This is a genomic window from Brevibacillus sp. BC25, assembly GCF_000282075.1.
Classification (GTDB): Bacteria; Bacillota; Bacilli; order Brevibacillales; family Brevibacillaceae; genus Brevibacillus.
Window position 1 is genome coordinate 54,329 of record NZ_AKIX01000039.1, and the last position, 21,146, is coordinate 75,474.

The following is a 21,146-nucleotide window of genomic DNA, read 5'->3' on the forward strand; positions in this document are numbered from 1 at the left end:
GACGGGATAAGGCTTAAAAATACGCTTTTAAGCCGTGGTGCACGATTTCCAATGTCTCGATGGCCACTTCTCCATTCGTGGCCCGGAACTCCGGTCCAACCCACTTGACCGGATAAGCCCCTTCAAATGCCCAAGCCCCCACATCATTTCCGTTTGGGTCCATAAGAATGATCGCCCCCTGCTTGCGCTTGCGCTTTTCTGGCGGGCCAAAGTGGAAGTCTTCATACCATCTCCACAGCTCGTTTGATCTCACAAACCCTCGTTTGAAGACCAGATTGGGAAACTTGCTGCGTTTCGGTAGCTTGTGGACGAAATGGTTCATGCCGCCCTCTTGGTACTCCTCCAGCTCTGTTTCGACAGCCAGTCCGGACACTTCACTAAATCCAGCGACCCAGATGCCATCCATCTCCAATCCAAACGGAAGAAAGTCCACACGAAATCGGAGGTTGGTGTAATACGGATTCTCATTGGCGAACACCAGAATCACCTCCGCTTGAACACATCAAAAACATTTTCGGGCTCGTCATTTTGCTTGCGGTTAATCGCGGATATCTCCTCGCACCAGCGACGCCGTTCCTTGTGTTCCATCGACATGATCTCGTCGTGAGGCCAGTGAAAATAGTAGGCGATGAAGGCGGCTTCTTCATAGATCTTGTCGACGGGGTATCCACTCATACTCCCTCCAGCGCCCCTGAAAAAGCCATGTCTACCTGAAATTCATGCTCGCATTTCGGACAAGATGTCTTGAACATCGAGCTGTCCAATTCATTGATCTGTCTGTACAGGTTTTGCAGGTACGCGAGATCCGCCGTAAACAGCCGTTCCACCACTCTGGTGTCAATTCCCCGTACATCTCCCAGCTTGGTAATCACTCTCGTCAACAAAATAATCGTCAAGTAGCCGGGATTTTGCTGGACACGCGGATCACGCATCGGCAAAATCTCGTCAGCAGCCGTCGCCAAGCGCATGACGCCCCGCTTGTGCAGGTTTCCTTCTTCATCAACATAACCGCGCGGGAGCTCAAATTCGTATTCCGTTTTAAATGCCATGGTGTCATCCTCCTCATCACCCTCGGCCAGCAAGAGTGACAAAGAAAAACCTTTTCCTTGCCACTCTTAGGCGTCGGGATCTTCTATTATTTCGTTCGTGTCATTCCTTCGTGGGCAATTTCCAACTGCTCAATAGCAACCTCTGAGGACGTACCGTTAAAATCAGGCGCCGTGTATTTGGTCGGCCATGCTTCGATGACCTTCCATGTAGCGACATCATCTCCGGCCTCATTGATGGCAATGATCGTAACCGTTTTGCGTGCGACCTTGCCCTGGATGGTGTCCTGCATCCAGTTGTACAAATCCATCGAATCCGTCACGCCCCATTTCAGCGTGATGTTCCCGTACTTCGCCAAGCCCGGGAGCTTGCGCGGTGTAATTACCTCATTGCCTTCGCGATACTCGACTACGTCCACAGACGCATCAAAGCCCGACACCTCACTGAAGCCTGCCTGCTGAATGCCGTCCATCTCTACCCGATACCGAAACTTGCGGTATGGATCCTTGCGATCTGCCATACTGTACCCCTTTCTTCACACCGTTTTTCGCCGTGAATTATTGCTGATCAGATGTTTTTTGCGTGATACGGAAGATGACGAACTCTGCTGGTTTGACAGGAGCTATACCAATCACGCAGATCAACCTGCCATTGTCGATATCATCCTGCGTCATCGTGCTTCTGCCGATTTGAATGTAAAAGGCTTCCTGCGGGCTTGAGCCCATCAGCGCTCCATCTCGCCAGACACGCGTCAGGAAAGAATCGATCGTGCGTTGGACGCGGGCCCACAGCCTCTCGTCATTTGGCTCAAATACCACCCAGTTTGTCCCGTTTTTGATCGATTGCTCGAGGAAAATGAACAGGCGGCGTACGTTTATGTACTTCCATAGCCCATTGGATGACATCGTCCGTGCACCCCAGACGCGAATTCCTTGACCCGTAAATGCGCGAATCAGGTTGACTCCCTTCGGATTCAAAATATCCTGTTCGCCCGTATTGTACTGGCAATCCAGTCCTGTGCAGCCGCGTACGACCTCGTTTGCCGGGGCCTTGTGTACGCCGCGGGTATTGTCCGAGCGCGCGTAAATACCGGCCATGGAGCCTGATGGCGGAATGTAAATATTGCGCTTGTCCAGAGGATCGAACACTTGCAACCAAGGATTGTAGATGGCAGCGTATTGCGTATCGAAAATATTGCGATGCGTCAACACATCGCTTACTTTTTTCTTATCGCGTGGAATATCGAGGATGGCGAAGCGGCTTTTCAAGTTTTCACAATGAGCCACAAGCGCTAGCTGCACATTCGGGTCTGTCACGCCAGGAATGGCCATAATGCTCACTTCGTCATTATCGATGAAGGCTTGGATTCCGGTACGTTTTCCCGGTCCATGGTCTTCCCCCATGTATTCACCCGCTGACAGATTGGCGACAGAACCGTCGCTGCCCCCTGCCAATGAGATTTGATACAGACCGAATTCCGTCTTTCCGCCCTCGGATTGGGTTTCTTCCGCCATCCCTGAAATGACGGTAAAAGGCGGGATGACTTCTGGGCTCGCTGGGGCAGCACCCGCTTCGACCTCTACAATATTGCTCTTGGACAACAGCTTGCTGACATGATTAGCAGCAGAGACATTGAGTGAGCATTTGTCGAACTCTTCTGCCTCATCGTTGTAGAAGACTTGCACCGTGAATTCGCATGTGGACAAAATTTTGACCGGCAGCAGATTGTTATCGATGACGTCTCCTGTAAGCACAGCTGTCAGCTCGATCACATTGTCTTGGGATGAAACTACTTCACTGTACTGTTTGGTTTCACCGTCATAGTAAGAAACGACATCACCTGGTTGAAAACCTGCACTGTTTTTCACACGGTACTTAGGAGCTTCGCCTAGCTGCTCGTAAATCTGCGTTTTTGCCTTGCTCGACGGAATCAAATTTACGCGGATCTGATTTCCCCATGCCCCTGGGTTTTTCGCAGTAATCCGAAGGACAGTCCCTTCGCTGTTGCCTTCATTGGAAGCCGGCTTCGCATCTGATGGTGCTACCCGCATCACATAGCAACGGGAGCCCCCATTCAGAAAGAAGTGATCCACTGCATAAGCGAGATAGCGGTATTCGCCAAACGCATTCTCAGACAAATAGGAACCGAACAACTTACGGAAATCATTGACACCTGTAATTAGCTCAGGCAACCCCGCAACGGGTCCTTTTTGGGCCAACCCGATAAAACCGGCCGTGCTCGTACTCGCTCCCTCCATGGGAACGGGGCCACTATCAAACTCCTCGACATACACCCCTGGTGATAAGTACTCTGGCATCGTAACCTGATTGGAGAGTTCCGCATGTATCAGCAGCAGAAACCTACAATCAGTCCCTCCCTCCGAATAATTTCATCACTTGCTTTACCACTTACAAATAAAACCGTTTTGATACGTGAGTCTTGCTCTATAATCAGGCAGCAGGATGTCATGGACCGACGCCAAACAACTGCCGGATCACCCTATTTGGGTCTGTTCATTTGGATGATACCTATGGATTGGGTCGTACCGGCTTGAATAGAAAGCTCAGCAAAACCAGCGGCTTCTTCCCGCCACACTTCAATTTTCATACGCGCATGAGTTTTTTCTAGAAACAACGGAAGGGCAACTACGAATTCTCCTCTGTCATCGCAATACGTTTCGAGCAGTGGGAGTAAGACAGTGCCTCTTGGGTAGGCAAAAGAAAGAGGTTCGGTCAAGGGATAAACCCGACCTTTTTGGGGACTTGCAAAACGAATGAACGTCCCTTTACATGTGGGTGTTTCGAGAAGAAAGGCGTCAGCCAAGTCGACTTGACCCTTTTTATTGGCTACGATTAGCTCCGTGGCCCCTTTGTCAGCGTCCTCGGCCAACCTCACCGGGGCATCTCGCTCATACGAGATGACAGCCTGCACAAAGGCTCCGCCAGCTAGGGAACCATCCTCCACGCAAGCTCTCCCTCGAACAAGGGAGTCTCCTGACCGGAATGGATAGGCTGGACTCGGATGCAAGTAAATGATTGACTCCGTGTAAGATGTGCTCCCAGTGATCACGGAGAAGGACACGGAGCGATCCATATACTCTCGGCTACATATGGTGAGCGTGTAAATCCCATCAGGCAAGTCAGTAAAGATATACCATCCGTCCCCTTTGCATACGGGCACTTGTGGATGATTCGCCAAGCGAACAGACAAGCTCGAGCGAAAGGGGGCTCCTCTTGTATACATGTCCACCAGACGGACGGCATACGAGAAGACGGAACGAATGCGCACCTGGAAATGCTGTTCCATTAAGCATGACCTTCCCCTCGTATGCGAATATCCCTTTCCAGTACGCGCTTCGTTGAACGAACTCGGGTTGAATCGATATGAACCGGCCCTACCGAGTAGCCGATGGATAGCTTGTACGGAACATGTGGAAAGAGTTGGATGAGTTTATCAACGGGAGGCTGCTCCACTACGACACGAAGCTCTGTATCCATGTTGGCAAGGGAGCCTTGAAGCTGATCGCCACGCAATATGGCGTTGTCGTAGAGAACCTGCATGGCACGCCCGAGGATGCGGTGCTCGTCCAGCATGCGGGTATGCTGTTCTGCTGGGGAATGGGCGGTCAATATGTAGGATAGATTGACCGTCATTGGGGGATATCGCAACTGATCAGTACCTTCACTGATCATCATGTGCTGCCTCTCCTGACTTTCCCGGATTTCGTATAAAAACAAGGCTAACGCCAAATCTCCTGGCTGAGCGGGCGAGCTTAGACCAATCAACTCGGGTTGGCTAATCGGCTCCGGCGTCATCTCTTTTCGCAAAAGAGCGAGCAGCGACTCTCCTACTTCAGCAATGGCGGTGTACTGGCTGATACCCGTTCACCTCGACATTATTTGACAGAATATCCCTATCATAACATTGAAATTAATGGTTTTACATGAATTTTTATCTAATTTTGTAAAATTACATATTTTCCTCGATACGCACTACTTGTTGGCATACTCCCCCAAATCCTCTTTCAATAGCAGCTTACCCGTCTTTTTTAACTCCTGTTTTGTAGCCGCAACCAAATGACTCATGGAAACAGGCGTGCCTTCCGATGCAGCCAAGAAAGAGGCAGCAAGAACCACATTTTTGATCCCGCCCCCAGCAATGTGCAGCTTGGACGCGAGAAACTCAAAATCGATGTCAGCAGCTCGCGGCGTATCTGCCGGAAACATACTGCGCCATATTTCTTCTCGATAGAACGGTTCGGGAAAAGGAAACTTCACCACGTAGTTGATTCTGCGCATGAAGGCCTCGTCAAAATTTTGCAGGAGATTCGTCGCCAAAATGGAGACCCCCTCGTACTCCTCCATCTTTTGCAGCAAGTAGGCCGTTTCCACATTCGCGTATTTGTCATGCGAATCTTTGACTTCTGAGCGCTTGCCAAAAAGAGCATCGGCTTCATCGAAAAAAAGAATGGCATTGCCGATTTTCGCTTCTGAGAAGATGTGGTGGAGGTTTTTTTCCGTCTCCCCAATGTACTTGCTGATCACCTGCGACAGGTCAATTTTAAAGAGCTCCAGACCCAGTTCGTTTGCCACTACTTCCGCCGACATCGTCTTGCCCGTACCCGGAGGACCTGCAAACAACATGCTGACGCCCTTGCCATAAGAGAGCTTTCGCCCAAAGCCCCACTCTCCCAAAACGACATTTCGATAGGTCACCTGATTGCAGGCATTTCGCAACAAAGTCAGTTGCTCTTCAGGTAAAATCAGATCTTCCCAGCTGTATTTGGGGCTCAATCGTGTGGCTTGCTTTTCTAGCGCATGTCTCATTTGTAGGAAGCATGCTTCATGGAGGTGCGTTTTCGTAATGGTCCTGTCTTTCGTCTGCATCGCCATTTCATTTGCTCTGTGAAGCGCCTGGTTGATTTGCCCGGCATTCAGCTTGAATTTCCCTGCTAAAACGCCTACGTCAATCTCTTGAGAAAAGCTCATGCCTGCACTGCCCGTCTCCCATAATCGCCTCCTTTCCGTTTCATCTGGACCAGGCACCTCCATTTCCAGCCAAATCCGCTTCCCCAAAGCGTTTTCCGGCTTCCATTGACTTTTCGCCACAATCGCAATAGGGTCTGAAAAGCTTTCGAGTTCATCTATCACTAGCTGCTTGCGCCCAACTGGTTGTACCTCTTCTGTCAGAAAAACCTCGAACTGGTGCAAGCATAGCACACCCTGACGCAGCTGCACCTCCCGCATGACCTGTTGTAATCTTCGTGAAAAAGCTTCCTCGCGGATCAAGCGCTCTGCATCGACGAACAGCACTGGTCGCCTGACGCGATGAAACAGATGCTTGACTCGATGCCTTTTGCCAACGCCAGTCGGACCATGCAAATGCAGGAGAAGCCCCTCTGAATCTGCTCCTGTCGCTTCCCACAATGTTTCAAAGCGCTCCTGCAAATGAATCGCGCTCTCCCCTACCAATGGTTCCAACTCTTGATCTGGCAAGCTCCAGGATAGCCAAGGCGGCAGACTGGCATCACCTCCATCCCTTGTCGTCAAAAAGTGCAGCATACGTTCATCCAGCTTTAACGGCCGAGAGAGCCAAGAGCCACTTCCGCCCACATCCCCCTCGGTAAAAAGCAGCAGTCGGCCCAACTTGCTTTTTTGCGTAAACGCTGTCCATGCCTCTAATCTCTCGGTCGCTGTCCGGCAAAATAGCTGCATCGCCAATTCGGGAGTAGGCGACTTGCACGTAATATCATCGAGGAGGTAGCCAAACAGCTTTTCGTATTTCCGATCCAGCTCGACTGCCAGGCAAAGAAATAAACATCCCAACTCGAAGCGGTTGAGTGAAAAAGCGTCTGCTACTGCCAGAATCGGTACGCTACCTGCTTCTTGCATGTGCAGGGCATGAAGGCGTTCTTCGTATGCTGCCACCCGCTCTGTGAAAGCTTCCCATAGCTGCGTTGCTGGCGGGGCTGCCTCGAGCAATTGCACGACTTCTTCCTCTGTGACAATCACCCCCCTCATTTGATCAAGCGGATAATCATCCCCCTGCTGTGCTCGGACGGCCAGCAAGCGCATCAGATGAATATCCAGCCATCGAAGCATTTCTTCGTAATAGTTCCACTGGTTGTGATTCGGTTCGGGACTAGTCATTTCGCTTTTTCACCGCTCCTACGATATTTTCAACTCGCCAGACCAATCACGTTCGGCCCCTTTTTGTGCGTATTCGTCACATAAGTAGAAATACTGTCGCGCCGCCTGATCCCAGCGGTTTTGCTTGATGACGGACAGAAAAGCGGAGCGTGCATCGTGAAACCTCCCATTTTGATACATCGCAATCGCTTGCTCAAACAATTCCTTCGTCTCATCCTTGTGCGCGCGAATCTGGGCAGTGTCCCCCTCGTAGACGTCGTACAAATGCATCGGCTGAGCCTCTCCCTCAATATGCACCCAGCCTAAATCACGATATCGGTACGGCGTGCTCTCCCCCATCTCGGCAAATAGCGAATCGGACATCAGGATGCAGGCTCCGAGCGTTTCCGCCATCTTTTCCATTTTCTCCACTACGCGGACGTGATCCGATATAATCGCAGCCTCTAACCGCGTCGCTTCGCCAATAATCCCGAGCATCAGCGGACCATGATGCAGAGCCACCCGCAATTCAATCGGATCGTATCCTTTTTCCGCCCGTTGCTCGTTATAGTCCGCTAACGTACGGCGCATCTGTACCGCCGCATCCAACGCGTCTTTCGCCTCTTTTGGATAAACGGCAAGCACGCCGGGATCGAGATATTCAGTAATCATTCCTTGATTTTCGTTCACAATTGGAGCAAACCGCTTGAGAAACGCATTGATGACGCGGAAGGTCGTCTCTGGTCGCAGACGATGAGAGATGGAATGAAACGATTGCAGACTCATCCGCATAATCGCCATTTCCCGCTCCACCTGATCACCCAGCTCCACGTCGAGTATACTTTCCTTCCCGAGAAAATGGATAAACTGCTGCGGCACAAAGCGATTGTTCGCCTCGCTCATCCTCGTGATATTCGAAATGTACTGACGAATGCGCTTAGCCATTTGGTTGAAGCTTTCTGCCAGCTTTTGAATTTCATCCATGGAGCGAACCCTGGCCACGACACTGTAGTCGCCTTTTCCCATATCGGAGACGTTCGTTTGCAGATTGCGAATGTTTCGGTATGTCAGCCAGGAGAAAAGGAAAAATAGACTCGCACAAATCGACCAGACCAGCGCAGCGCCGCGGCCGAGCTCTCGGGACATTTCGTTGTGCTGTATGCGGACCCCGTTCATTTCTCTGCCCAGCTCCAACACACCCGATAGCTTGCCGGAGGAGTTGTAGATCGGGGCCATCGCATACATCCAGTAGCCTGTCCGATCCTGTGCTTTACCGGAGACGATCTCCCGTTTCATAACCACACTGCGGAACTCGTCATCAATGGACACATTCTCAAACACTTCTGCGCTGTCATTGTCATCCATCATGAGAAACAATTCGCCATCTTTGTATTTGTAAATCGTTTTGTACAGCCCCCTGTTCACATTCACATCATCTGGGACCTCCAGTTTTTTCAGGTTGGCCTGTACTGCTTGATAGTCCGCATTCATGTAATCAATCGCTCCATTGATTCCATCCAGCTTGTCCCCTTCGATCAGCGTAGAAATAACATAGGCTTGAAGACGAAGATCGATTTGATTTTCCTGCTCCATAAACGAGAAGGTCAGCTTCGTTCCCTCCAGTTGAAGGAATACGGGGACAACAACGAGTGGAGCTATCACAATCGTTTGCTTGATAATCAACGGAATCCGGAAAAGGCGAAACAACAGAAACTGAATGACACAAAACAGGAGAATTTCCACACCCAATCCTGTCCACCAGGTCCATTCCTTCAAGCGATTTATTTCGGATACAGACGGGGAAGTGAGTTTAGTCATCACATTTCCTTGTTGATCCAAGAAGGCGAGCTGACTATCAGTGGCCACTACGAACTCATAATTGGGAGTTACAGCAAACGCCGTTAAGACACTGCTATCGCTCGACTTGATCTGCTCGAATGTTTTGGAAGGCACCATCAAGGCGATTTCATCTGGATGTGCAGGATCGAAGCGTTCAATGACATTTTGATCAGAATTGTAGAAAAGGAGACGACCTGCTGGCCCCGCTTTGACATGATTGGGGATGGTATGATTCTTTTCGGACCGTTTGGAGTGAATGTAGAGCGGACCTTTCACTTGAGCTTCCCCGCTTCCTTGGGGAATGTCGATCTGGAAAACCTCTCCGCGCTTGGTAGTGATATAGGTATGCCGCGGATCTACTCCTGTGATTTCATTTACGTATACTTCATTAGGCAATTGGATTTGATAGAGTTGTGTGGGGGGTGAATCAGAGGGTACAAATTGATAGGCAATCACTTCAGGGTGTTGATAAACATAGAAATAAAGACGATCTTTCGCAACTTGCAGGGAGCGTACCTTGCCAATTCGCTTGTACGAGCTGTTCGCTCCGTATGAATCTTCATACACGACTTGTACCATTTCTCCATCTGGCGACATTCGCACGATTCTCTCGGATACGGTCCGCAAGCCAAAGCTATCGAGCTTTGTGATCAGCACGTACGCATATCCTTCTTCGTCGATGGCTACCTCTGTGAAATTTTCCAAGCCTTCTTCTGGATTTTGCTCCAGTACTTGCTGGTACCTTAGCGACCGATCGGGGTACAGGCTCGTCAGCTTTTGGTATCCATCCGTTATGAGGACGACATCCTTTTGACTATTGACCGCGATGCTGTCGATCCCTTGAAACGGTACATCCTGCTTCCCGCTTCTATCCACGTTCCAAACGAGCAGCAAGCCGACCCCAACAAATACAATCAGCAGTCCGGTCAACAAGGAATACTTCTTGTTATTTCCCATCGTTTGCGGTTCTCCCATCTCTCGAAAACGTATTTTCGAAAATGATACCAAGCAACATTATACTAAAAATTACAAATTTCGCTATACATCTTCTCTATTTGACATTTATACTACTATACAGATTGATTTTCAATATCTTACCAGATGACATATGTAAAGGAGTTGGCTTCATGGGACAACTCGTCTGTGGAGGTGCCATGCTGCAGTGCAGCTTCGGTGCAGCTCCCAGTTCACTCATGGTGCTCCCGGTGAATCGCGTCACAACCAGTATGCCGATCGCAAATATCATGGACAATAAACCGATGGTAAACGTCCTTCCATTCGGAATGTGCAATACGATGTCCAACCCTCAGGTCGCAGCAGCCACAGCGGCGAAGCTGGGCGTTTTCACTCCTGTCCCCTGCGTTCCTGTCACTGCCGCCCCTTGGGTTCCTGGCTCCCCTACTGTTCTCGTCGCCAACATGCCTGCCCTCAATCAAACCTCCAAGCTCATGTGCAGCTGGGGTGGCGTCATCCAGATCACGAACCCCGGTCAAGCGACGATTCAGGTTCCCTGACAGATAGGGAGGAAACATATGGACAAACAACTCCAAAAGCTAACAGAACAAACGATTGTCGACCCGCTCACCAATCCGCTCAAAAAATGGGTGCAGGATTGGATAAAAAAAGGAGCCGCCCTCCCCAAGCAAGTCCTCGATTGGATCAAGAACGGCATTGCCGGACTGTTCACAAAAAAAGAAACTTCACTCAACGATTACGTGCATATCGGCCGTTTTTACATCGCCAAACGCTTTCTCATTTTGACAGGACTATTCCTCCTTGTTCTGGTCTACTTCCTGATCATCAATCCTCCCGATGCGCTTAACCGCTTTTTGCAACGTCCCATCGTCATACATCTAAAAACTCCAAATCAACAGATTTCCGACTCGGGTCTGGCTATCATCTACAACCCGGAAGGCACGATGATCTATTCTGGTCAGCTCGTGGATGGTCTGTATGACGGAAAAGGCGAGCTCTATGACGACAATGGGAAGCTTCTATACAGCGGCGAGTTCAAAAGTGGCACTCCGCAAGGCTTAGGCAAAGGATACCGGAAAGGCGTTCTCGTCTATCAAGGTGGGTTTGAAAATGGCGTTTACGCTGGTCAGGGAGCGTTGTACAACGACAACCAGCAAGTCGTTTTTCAGGGAGATTTCAAAAATGGGAAGCTGGATGGAGCCGGTCAGGAATTGTACACAAACGGCGCAATCAAATACGAGGGTGCTTTTAAAAACGGCGTGTACAACGGAGCTGGCAGGCTTTTTACGAAGGATGGAAAGCTGCTCTACGACGGACTGTTTGACAATGGCTTCTACGGCGGTGAAGGTACCGATTACTACGAAAACGGGCTCGTGCAGTACAAAGGGCAATTTGTGGACGGCAGATACAATGGAACCGGAAGTTTTTTTGATCGGGATGGCAAGCTCGTGTATGAAGGTCATTTTCGAAATGGGCACTTCAATGGAGCCGGAACCAAATTCTCGTCGAACGGCAGTATCGTCTATCAAGGTGACTTTTTTCTGGGCGTGTATCACGGGCAGGGCGAGCTTCGTGATGCAAGTGGCGTAACGCTGTATAAAGGCGGCTTTGCCGAAGGGCATTATCATGGAACGGGAGAGCTTCGTTCTGCCGAAGACACTGTGTTGTATCAAGGGCAATTTCGGGCAGGTGCCTACGACGGCATCGGGGTGCTCTACGACAAGGAAGGCTTGCCGTTGTACAAAGGGTATTTCCGCGAAGGGCGTATTTATTTACCTGGATTCATCGGCATCTCCAGAACCAAGCTGGAAGAGATTATGGGCAAGCCCGACGATGACGCGCCGAAGATTGCCGAAGGTGCTGTCCCTCCTCCTGCCGATCAAAAAGCATCGGAGACTTCGCCAACAGCGGAGGCACCTTTATCCCCAGAGAAGCTTTCCTATCGCGAAATGAATATGGCTTTTACACTTGAACCAGCACCAGGACACCCTAGCAAGCAGATTGTCACTGCCGTCCACGTATATCACCCACAGGTCATCTCTATCGTCAAAGAAGATCGGAACGAGCTCGACAGCAAATCTGCCATTTTGCCCAAGACGTCCACCACCTACTCTAACCGTACTGGAGCTATCACGAGCTATCTGGTTGACCCGTATCTGTATCTCTATTTCTATCAAGCACAGCAAAAGGAACCCGTTCAATTGGACGTGACAAAAGCAGAGGGGGTGTAAAAATGCGACGCTATGAATCTAGCAAGCCGTCTATGGATGCGACTCATGAAAAAACGAAAGCATCTGTTTCCAGGCCCATGCTCCAGCCGAGCCAGGTCCAAAGAAAGGCGAGTCACTCTTCCCACATCCTTTCTCTGCAAAAGACTCTCGGCAATCAAGCTGTGCAGCGCATGTTATCGAGGACTCCCTTGCAAAAATCGGAGAATCTATCGGCAGGCAGCGGCCGCTCACTCCCTGATTCCGTCCAATCAAAAATGGAGAAGGCTTTTCACTCTGATTTTTCAGATGTACAGATTCATCCAGAATCGTCTGTCGCCTCCCAAATCGGGGCTGTTGCCTTTGCCCAAGGGAATGACATTCACTTTGCTCCCGGCACCTATCAGCCGGAGACGCAAAGCGGTCAACAGCTACTCGGTCATGAGCTGACACATGTGGTTCAGCAAAGACAAGGGCGGGTAAAAGCGAACGTTCCGGATGCTAGCCTCCCGATTAATGACGATCCCGCTCTGGAAGCAGAAGCTGATCGCTATGGGTTACTGGCTGCCACAGGCACCATGACGGATGGTACCGGTGCGGATGCTGCTAGTTCTGTAGCATCCCCGATTATCCAAGGCACTTGGGACGAAGATGTAAAAGATGCACGCAGAATGTGGGACAAACATGTGGAAAAAACAAATAACCTGGATGAAGGAACGGTAAATGAGCTTTTTGAGCAAGTGGGCGAAGTAGATAACTACTTTGACAAAGTACGTTACGGTATCAGTCTGCACGCCAAAATTTCCGATATTTTCTCGGTTACGGGTGGGAATTATACAGAACTGGAGGAGGCACAGCGTCTATTCGGAGAAAATATCACGCCCTTTTTCGGAAAGGATAAGGACGACGATCCTGACATTGATTACACCTATTTGGAGGAGCAGCAAAACGACACGCCTGAGAAAGACCGAATGCTGGAGGAGGATGAGGATGATTCAACCATTTCATACGAGAAAAAACGCGTAGCGATGGAGATCAAGACAATCAGCTCCCATGATGATTCCCAAATTGGCTCCCGGATTCATGAAGCGATCGGTCAATTAGAGAAGCGGCGGGATACGAATCGATTTAAAGAGTATGTCATCGTCATTCAAAAGTATCATCCTGAAAACCCTTGGCCGTACACCGCTGCCGAAAATAGGGCCAGCGCCCCGCTGGGTGATCTCAAAGCTAGACTGACAGCTAGATTGGGCAATATGACCAATCTGCCAGGTTATGATATCAAGGTGATTTTCCGGGGCATTACAAAAGGAACCCCAACAGGGGGAACCGGAACCGTCGACCCGTCCTTCTTAATCCCGGAACATATACGTTATTCGAACATGCCCTCATATACTGTCGAATGCTATTACTGTGGCAGCTCCAATACTGGGTGGTTGGTAGACGATCCTATCCCTGAATAAACCGAAAACGGCAGGCTCCACAACGAATTGGGAGAACTGCCGTTTTTCCTATGCTTAGTACAATCGATTCGTATAGCTGTCTTGCAAGCCCTCTGCCACTTCTTTTGCCGTCACACCCGGAAGCTTCACATGATCCGCCAGCATTTGAGCGACATTGGGAGTCGTCCCCTCTGCCGGCCATGACTCCGGCTTCCATAGACCAGAACGCATAAATGCCTTCGCACAGTGGACGAAGCACTCCTCTACCTTTACGCCGATCCCAAGCGTAGGCACCTTCCCGTTTACCGCCATCTTTGCCAGTATTTCTTCATCGCGGATAATGCAAGCCTTGCCGTTCACGCGGAACGTCTCTTCCAGCGTAGGAATCAAAAAGATAAGCCCAATATGCGGGTTGACCAAAATGTTCGTGATGGAGTCCATCCGCTTGTTTCCTGGGCGCTCAGGGATGACGAGATGGTGATCATCGATGACATGCACAAAGCCAGGCGCATCTCCACGTGGCGAAGCATCGCAATGGCCATCTTTGTCTGCTGTGGCAATGATGAGAAATGGCGATTGGGCAATATAATTGCGGCTATGGTCATCCAGTTGGGTTATCGCCTTGTTCTGTACGAGACGACTTGGCTCTCCGACCATTTCGCGCAGATGCTGCTCTGACGTGACCACGTCACGGAATATTCCGAATCCTGACATGATTACCCCCTCTTTCCTCTGCTTGTTCGAACCTGCCCTCATCATACCATATTTGTCCATTCGCTTTTCATGATTATGGTAGAAGCAGGAAAGCTAGCGGGGTAACAAGCAGCAGCGTTAAGATCGTACGTTCTACCCAAATCACTAGAAGCTTTGGAATACTAATCGGAATCTCGGTAGACAAAATACAAGGAATCGTCGCGGAAAAGAACAGGATGGAAGAAACCGAAACAACTGCAATGACAAACTTGGTGACCAGAGGCGCTTTTACCACTAGAAGCGCGGGCAAAAACATTTCGGCAATTTCGATCGCTGACGCTTTTGCAGCCAGCATCGGCTCTGGAATTTGCAAGAGCCATGTAATCGGATAAAACAAGTAGCCAAGCCAGTCAAACAAAGGGGTAAATTCGGCCAGCACCAACCCGAGCAAACCGACCGACATGATGGAAGGAAGAATACTCATGGTCATAATGAAACCATCCCGTAAGTTCTCCCAAATGTTTCGCGTAAGTGGCAGCGCTTTTCCCGCCGCTTCCATTGCTTCCGTCCACGCCTGATGCAACCGTTTTTCCTTGATCACTTTCTCAGGATCGCCATTGTCTTGGTAATACGTATCGCTCATGTTGGACAGCGGCCAAATCCGCACCGTCACTGCCGTTACGAGAAACGTCACCACAAGCGAGACCCAAAAATAAAGATTCCAGTAATTCATCAAATCCAATGTTTTCGCGATGACGATCATAAATGTCGCAGATACGGTGGAAAAGCCTGTTGCGATAATAGCTGCTTCCTTGATCGTATATTTACCTTCTTTGAATACCCGGTTCGTGATCAAAAGACCGATCGAATAGCTTCCCACAAAAGACGCCACCGCATCTACCGCTGAGCGGCCTGGTGTTTTCCAAATTGGGCGCATAATCGGCTGCACCAATACGCCGATAAATTCCAATAAGCCGTAACCGACTAGCAACGCCAAGAACACGGAACCGATTGGGACCACCATGCCTACTGGAATCACCAGCTTTTCGAAGAGAAACGGACCCATATTCTTGTCCAGCAACCATACAGGACCCGCCTGAAAATAGATCAACAGAGCGATAGGCACACCCAGTACTTTTAGCGCAGAAAAAACGAGGTTTACTTTGCTCTGCTTCCAACTACCCGTCACAAACGGATAAATGGCCCCCAGCACAATCACAAGCAAAGCATATATCGGTATCGCACCCGGCATGATTTGCCGAACCCATGTCACGATATGATCTAGCATAATCGAGCTCGTGTCTTGAATCGTAACAGGGATAAAAAAGACGAAAATACCAATGAGGCTAAAAACAAAAAACTTCCAAGCAGGTGTGGTTGATACGGCTTGCTGACCAGGATGAGGTGCAAGATTGCTGTTCGAAATATTGCCCATACATGTCCCCCCATTTCAAAGACAAGCCGGTCTCCCCCACTTCTATCCGTTTTTCTTTGCTCTCTTTTGTATTACGCCAGTCTGCCCCCAGCAACGACAATCATTCCGTTTTTGATTACCGTGTTTACGTGGTTGATTCCGTAACGATATTGCAAGGTCATGAAATCAGGGACGTCAAAAATCGTGACGTCTGCTTTTTTCCCGACCTCAAGGCTGCCGACTTCATGCGCGCAGCGGATTGCGTGAGCAGCATTGATGGTAGCTGCCGTCAGCACCTCGGCTGGCGTCATCCCCATTTTCAGGCACCCCAGATTCATGATGAGTGGGAGCGAAACGGTTGGAGACGAGCCCGGATTGCAATCCGTCGAAATCGCGACAGCCACGCCACGATCAATCATTTTCCTGCCATTTGCTGACTCTGCCATCAGGAAAAACGCCGTACCGGGCAGTAACACAGCGATGACACCCGCTTCTGCCATCTGTTCAATCCCCTTGTCAGAGGCGCGCAGCAAGTGATCCGCTGATACCGCTCCAACTGAAGCTGCCAGCTCTGCCCCTTCATACGGTTCGATTTCGTCCGCATGAATCTTCGGCAGCAACCCATGACGGACCCCTGCTTCGAGAATGCGTCGGGACTGCTCAGGGGTGAACACACCTCTTTCGCAAAATACATCGTTAAAAACAGCCAGCTTGCGACGAGCGACCTCCGGGATCATTTCCTCGATAACCACATCTACAAATGCATCCGGATTTTCCTTGTATTCGCGCGGCACCGCATGTGCACCCATGAAGGTACTGACGATATCGATGGGATGATCCTCATGCAACTGCTTGGCGACCTCTAGCTGCTTCAGCTCATCTTCCAATGTCAGGCCGTAGCCGCTTTTCGCCTCGACGGTTGTGACCCCGTGCAGCAAAAACTGGTCGAGACGCTGCTTGCTCTGGGCAAATAGCTCTTCATGGGTCGCTGCACGCGTCGCTGCGGTGGTCGAGTGAATTCCGCCACCATTGTTCATAATCTCCATATAGGTCGCACCGTTTAGCCGCATGTTAAACTCGTTTTGCCGACTGCCCGCGTGCACCAGATGGGTATGCGGATCGATCAGCCCTGGTGCGACCAGTTTGCCCGAAGCATCGATGATTTGCGCCTCATTAGCACGGTCTCGATAGTGAAGTGCCAGCTCTTCATCTGTTCCCACTCGCTGGATAACGCCGCCTTCCAGCCAGATGCTTCCGTCCTCGATGATCGACAACTCGTTCATTTGCGCTCCTACTACAGGGGAAGAGGAGCCGCCAGCCAGCGTGGCAAGCTGACTGGCGTGGCGAATCCATACAGGTTTAGTCATGGCTTTTACTCCTTTATCATCGGAATGTGGACGCCTTTTTCCTTGGCTGTTTGAATCGCGAGATCGTACCCTGCATCGACATGTCGAACGATGCCCATGCCTGGATCTGTCGTGAGGACGCGCTCCAGACGACGTGCTGCTTCTGGTGTTCCGTCAGCCACGATGACCATTCCGGCGTGGAGAGAGTAGCCCATGCCAACGCCGCCTCCGTGGTGCACAGATACCCAGCTCGCTCCGCCTACCGCATTGATCATGGCATTGAGAATCGGCCAGTCTGCAACCGCATCGCTGCCATCCTTCATCGCTTCTGTCTCACGGTTTGGTGAAGCGACAGAACCGGAGTCCAGATGGTCACGTCCAATGACGATAGGGGCCGATAACTCACCGCGCGCCACCATTTCATTAATGATTTGACCAAAACGCGCACGCTCGCCATAGCCTAACCAGCAAATGCGGGAAGGCAGTCCCTGGAACTGAATGCGCTCCTGCGCCATGCGAATCCAGTTGCACAGATGCGTGTTGTAGGAAAACTCGCGAAGAATGACTTCGTCTGTCTTGTAAATATCCTCAGGGTCACCGGACAGTGCTACCCAACGGAATGGCCCCTTGCCCTCGCAAAATTGCGGACGGATATAGGCTGGCACAAAGCCAGGGAAACGGAATGCATCCTCCACACCTTCGTTTTTTGCCACCTGCCTGATGTTATTGCCATAGTCGAAAGTGACTGCTCCTTTTTCCTGCATGGCGAGCATGGCACGAACGTGTTCAGCGATGCTTGCTTTTGCGCGAGATTCGTACGCTTTCGAATCGCGGGTCCGGAGTTCGGCTGCTTCCTCCAGTGACATGCCGATAGGAATGTAGCCGTTTAGTGGATCATGCGAGGAGGTCTGGTCCGTCAGCACGTCCGGGATAAAGTCGCGAGCCAGCATGGCATTTAGCACTTCGGGTGCATTGCCTAACAGCCCGATGGAAATGCCTTTTTTGTCGCGCTTCGCTTCTTCCGCCAAACGGATCGCTTCGTCCAGACTCTCTGTCATCACGTCCAAGTATTTCGTGTCCAGTCTGCGTTGGATACGGGTCGGGTCAACCTCGATATTGATGCTGACGCCACCATTGAGCGATACGGCCAACGGTTGCGCACCACCCATGCCGCCCAAGCCTGCTGTTACGGTAATCGTTCCGGCCAGCGTGCCTTCAAAATGCTGGCGTGCCAGTTCTGCAAACGTCTCGTACGTTCCTTGCACAATGCCCTGGCTGCCAATGTAAATCCAGCTTCCCGCTGTCATTTGTCCGTACATCATCAAACCCTTTTTGTCCAGCTCGTGGAAATGCTCCCAATTCGCCCAGGCAGGCACCAGATTCGAGTTTGCCAGCAGCACACGCGGCGCATCTGTATGCGATTTGAATACAGCAACCGGCTTCCCTGACTGGATGAGGAGTGTTTCATCGCTCTCTAACGTTTGCAATGTTTTGACAATCGCATCGAAGCATTCCCAGTTCCGTGCCGCCTTGCCAATTCCGCCGTACACGACCAGATCCTCTGTACGCTCCGCTACATCAGGATTGAGGTTGTTCAAGAGCATACGTAACGCCGCTTCCTGCACCCATCCCTTTGTATGTAATTGGGTACCTGAAAAGGCTTGGATCATTTGCTCAACGGATTGTGTCGTCGTCATCATTTCCACCTGCTTTTCTAAAAGGATATATTTCTTAGCTCCATTGTAAAAAAGCATGGAAAGACAAAAAAGGCACCGCGCTTTCGATTTGGTGCCTCTATTTTCGATTCATTTGCAACCGCATTCATGGTTTGACGAAAAAATCTGTCTTTTCTTTCGATTTCTATCTTTTTTTCTGATTTCGTAACAAACGTGGAGTTGTCCCTGTCTTTTCCTTAAAAATTTTACTGAAATAATTGGCGTTAATGAATCCACATCGCTCTGCCACCTCTTGGACAGACAAGGATGTTTCGAGAAGCAATCGGCGCGCTTCTTTTACCCGCAACGAAGTAAGTATCTGACGAAAAGAGCTTCCTTGCTTTTGCGCGAGCAGCGTGCTGAAATAGGAAGGGCTGCGGTCGATATAGCGTGCAACCTCCTCGAGACGCAGTGCAGGATCGGTGTAACGTCCTTCTATATAGCGAATCGCCTGTTCCACGACATCTGCACGGGACTCGTCGACGGAATGATGGGCGGCATCAAGAAGCTGATTAATGAACAGTAGCAGTTCCACGACGATCCGATACAAGATCGGCGAGTAAAGAATCGTTTCAAAAACCCGGTGATACTCCTCTTCCAAAGGTGCGGAGTCAAGACCACGTGATATCATGTATCGCCTGACTTGTGCCAAAATACTCGTCAGCCGAATACGCAACAGTCCCGGCTCCGGAAAAGGCTCTTCCTTGTAAAAGAAGTGTGTGTACAGCCACTGCTTCAACTCTTCCCGATTGCCTTCATCCAGCATTTCAACCCACGTGCGCTGTTCGGCGGGCGTCAAAAATGGGTCAATCATGGTCCAATTCACACGATTATCCACGACCGTCACTTGCCGATATCCTTTGAAAAAGCGGACTTGCAGGGCTTGGCTCGCTTCCGCATACGTTTCGTTCAAGCTCTGCTCATGGTTGCTTGCGTCATACATGACCAAAAAGAGCGGCGCATCATTGTTTGCTTCCCAGTCCATCAGCAAACGCTTGCCCATTTGGTGGAGAGTAGAAGGCGAGAGCACCGCATCCGTTGGAAATACCCCCACAATGGCCTCCCCTAGCGGCAAAAGGTCCAGTTTGTCGCGAAACGGATATTCTTCAAAAAAGCGCAGCAGCTCGGGATGCCGCTTCGGATCCTCCAATTGAGCCAGCATGAGCGAATAAGACCTGGCTTGTGCATGCCCGGGGAAAAACAGGTCAAGATACGAGACATCCCTAGCATTGTCCGATCCCGTTCCCTTCTCTTCGCTCATTCGCTTCCGATCCAAGCGCTCCTGGCAGCATCTCGTCAGGATTCTCCTGATGTATTCCGGTGTCTGTGGCTTCAACCATAAATCGCGTGCAAAAAGTCCAATTCCCTGCATCGCCCGCTCAAACGTCGCCTCTGAGGTGGTCACCACAACGGTCGGACGATACTGATCCACCAGAAGCTTCAGCCGGTCCCACTGCCCACGCCCGATCATGTCCAGTTCAATACAGATCACTTCCGGTGTATGCGCTTCCATCATTTCGAAAACGTCTTCCATGGTCCCAGCACTATGCACCTTGTCATACGGAATGGCATAACTATTGACGAGCCATCCGATTCCGATTCGTTCGTTCTGGTCCCGATCCGCTATCAAAATACTGGGCATAAGCCGTCCTCCTTTTAGAGCAATCAGAAAAGTGGGACATCTTTCTCTATGAAACAAAGGTTGCCCATAAATGGACAACCTTTTCTCACTCACATTCTTACTTCTTGAGAGGATTTTCGATCATGGTTCCCATCACATGATCCAGCGGAATAAAGCCAATATCGCGAGAATCTGTGCTGTGATTCCGGTTATCTCCCATGACAAAAACATGATCGGCTGGAACCGTAATCTTTCCGTCCGCTACATATTCCATCGTTTCTTTGATGTATGGTTCGTTCAATGCCTCGCTGTTTCGATACACCTTGTTGTCTTTGAACTCTAGTACGTCACCTGGTCTTCCAATGACCCGCTTCACATACATCGTGTGATCATCGCCTTGACCTGTGACCAGCGACACCAAAGGATGCCCCACGATATCGTCCATCAAAGTACGGTCACGCTCTACCCGACTGTCGATCACGACAATATCGCCGTAATCTGGCAAATAAGAAAACGTGTGTGATAGTTTAGACACATATATGCGCTGTTCGTCTTGTAAGGTAGGGTCCATGGAATGCCCATCAACCTTGAACGGTTGAAATACAAAGATTCCGAGGACAAGAGCGAAAACGACAGCAAAGGTTATCGATCGAATCCATCCCAATACTTCTCTCATTTTCTTTTGGCACTCCTTCCATTTACCATTCTCTCTTCCAGT

The 21,146-nt window shown here is 50.3% G+C and carries 18 protein-coding genes; 3 read left to right on the forward strand and 15 right to left on the reverse strand.

The features are described 5' to 3' along the window. Nucleotides 1-13: 13 nt before the first annotated feature. The 9 genes from PMI05_RS11295 to PMI05_RS11335 form a co-directional block, all read right to left on the reverse strand. Entirely contained in the window at nucleotides 14-478 is a 465-nt protein-coding gene (locus tag PMI05_RS11295) for a phage tail protein (RefSeq protein ID WP_007721335.1), read from the reverse strand. Between the two features lie 5 nt (nucleotides 479-483). Then, complete coding sequence (locus PMI05_RS11300; protein WP_007721336.1) at nucleotides 484-675, reverse strand: DUF6760 family protein; 192 nt, start codon at nucleotides 673-675, stop codon at nucleotides 484-486. Further along, nucleotides 672-1,049 carry a hypothetical protein gene (locus PMI05_RS11305; RefSeq protein WP_007721338.1) on the reverse strand — a complete coding sequence of 126 codons (378 nt, stop codon included), beginning with the start codon at nucleotides 1,047-1,049 and terminating at the stop codon, nucleotides 672-674. The genes PMI05_RS11300 and PMI05_RS11305 overlap by 4 nt, the downstream gene beginning before the upstream one ends. An 86-nt stretch (nucleotides 1,050-1,135) precedes the next feature. Beyond that, nucleotides 1,136-1,567 (reverse strand): phage tail protein, encoded by a 432-nt coding sequence (locus tag PMI05_RS11310; protein WP_007721341.1) that lies wholly within the window; start codon nucleotides 1,565-1,567, stop codon nucleotides 1,136-1,138. Between the two features lie 37 nt (nucleotides 1,568-1,604). Next, nucleotides 1,605-3,365: a phage tail sheath subtilisin-like domain-containing protein gene (locus PMI05_RS11315; protein WP_007721344.1), complete on the reverse strand. Its 1,761-nt coding sequence runs from the start codon at nucleotides 3,363-3,365 to the stop codon at nucleotides 1,605-1,607. Between the two features lie 182 nt (nucleotides 3,366-3,547). Beyond that, on the reverse strand, nucleotides 3,548-4,354 hold the full coding sequence (locus PMI05_RS11320; protein WP_007721346.1) for a hypothetical protein: 807 nt from the start codon (nucleotides 4,352-4,354) through the stop codon (nucleotides 3,548-3,550). After that, the gene (locus tag PMI05_RS11325) at nucleotides 4,354-4,926 is read right to left on the reverse strand and encodes a DUF4255 domain-containing protein (RefSeq protein ID WP_085972481.1); all 573 of its coding nucleotides are present in this window, start codon (nucleotides 4,924-4,926) and stop codon (nucleotides 4,354-4,356) included. Before PMI05_RS11325 ends, PMI05_RS11320 begins: the two co-directional genes overlap by 1 nt. 114 nt (nucleotides 4,927-5,040) lie before the next feature. Then, complete coding sequence (locus PMI05_RS11330; RefSeq protein WP_007721350.1) at nucleotides 5,041-7,197, reverse strand: ATP-binding protein; 2,157 nt, start codon at nucleotides 7,195-7,197, stop codon at nucleotides 5,041-5,043. Between the two features lie 18 nt (nucleotides 7,198-7,215). Then, nucleotides 7,216-9,972: an adenylate/guanylate cyclase domain-containing protein gene (locus PMI05_RS11335; protein WP_007721353.1), complete on the reverse strand. Its 2,757-nt coding sequence runs from the start codon at nucleotides 9,970-9,972 to the stop codon at nucleotides 7,216-7,218. A 170-nt stretch (nucleotides 9,973-10,142) separates the two neighbouring features. Here PMI05_RS11335 and PMI05_RS11340 point away from each other — a divergent pair, with 170 nt between their 5' ends. From PMI05_RS11340 to PMI05_RS11350, 3 genes are read left to right on the forward strand one after another with little or no spacing between them, the layout of a single operon-like run. Beyond that, nucleotides 10,143-10,529: a DUF4280 domain-containing protein gene (locus PMI05_RS11340; protein WP_007721356.1), complete on the forward strand. Its 387-nt coding sequence runs from the start codon at nucleotides 10,143-10,145 to the stop codon at nucleotides 10,527-10,529. Nucleotides 10,530-10,547: 18 nt separating this feature from the next. Further along, nucleotides 10,548-12,221 carry an MORN repeat-containing protein gene (locus PMI05_RS11345; protein WP_007721359.1) on the forward strand — a complete coding sequence of 558 codons (1,674 nt, stop codon included), beginning with the start codon at nucleotides 10,548-10,550 and terminating at the stop codon, nucleotides 12,219-12,221. Nucleotides 12,222-12,223: 2 nt separating this feature from the next. Further along, on the forward strand, nucleotides 12,224-13,660 hold the full coding sequence (locus tag PMI05_RS11350; protein ID WP_007721363.1) for a DUF4157 domain-containing protein: 1,437 nt from the start codon (nucleotides 12,224-12,226) through the stop codon (nucleotides 13,658-13,660). Nucleotides 13,661-13,714: 54 nt separating this feature from the next. On the opposite strand, the gene PMI05_RS11355 is transcribed toward PMI05_RS11350, so the two are convergent. The 6 genes from PMI05_RS11355 to lepB all read right to left on the reverse strand — a co-directional run bounded on the left by PMI05_RS11355 (nucleotide 13,715) and on the right by lepB (nucleotide 21,104). Next, nucleotides 13,715-14,353, reverse strand: a complete 639-nt coding sequence (locus tag PMI05_RS11355; protein WP_007721366.1) for a pyridoxamine 5'-phosphate oxidase family protein — start codon at nucleotides 14,351-14,353, stop codon at nucleotides 13,715-13,717. Nucleotides 14,354-14,426: 73 nt separating this feature from the next. Then, nucleotides 14,427-15,767, reverse strand: coding sequence for a YjiH family protein (locus PMI05_RS11360; protein WP_007721368.1), 1,341 nt, complete (start codon nucleotides 15,765-15,767; stop codon nucleotides 14,427-14,429). Nucleotides 15,768-15,838: 71 nt separating this feature from the next. Further along, entirely contained in the window at nucleotides 15,839-17,113 is a 1,275-nt protein-coding gene (hutI, locus tag PMI05_RS11365) for an imidazolonepropionase (RefSeq protein WP_007721369.1), read from the reverse strand. A 5-nt stretch (nucleotides 17,114-17,118) separates the two neighbouring features. Then, nucleotides 17,119-18,789 carry a urocanate hydratase gene (gene hutU, locus PMI05_RS11370; protein ID WP_007721370.1) on the reverse strand — a complete coding sequence of 557 codons (1,671 nt, stop codon included), beginning with the start codon at nucleotides 18,787-18,789 and terminating at the stop codon, nucleotides 17,119-17,121. 163 nt (nucleotides 18,790-18,952) lie between these two features. After that, nucleotides 18,953-20,449, reverse strand: a complete 1,497-nt coding sequence (locus PMI05_RS11375) for a helix-turn-helix domain-containing protein (protein WP_007721371.1) — start codon at nucleotides 20,447-20,449, stop codon at nucleotides 18,953-18,955. Nucleotides 20,450-20,546: 97 nt separating this feature from the next. Beyond that, nucleotides 20,547-21,104 (reverse strand): signal peptidase I, encoded by a 558-nt coding sequence (lepB, locus tag PMI05_RS11380; protein ID WP_007721372.1) that lies wholly within the window; start codon nucleotides 21,102-21,104, stop codon nucleotides 20,547-20,549. Nucleotides 21,105-21,146 lie beyond the last annotated feature (42 nt).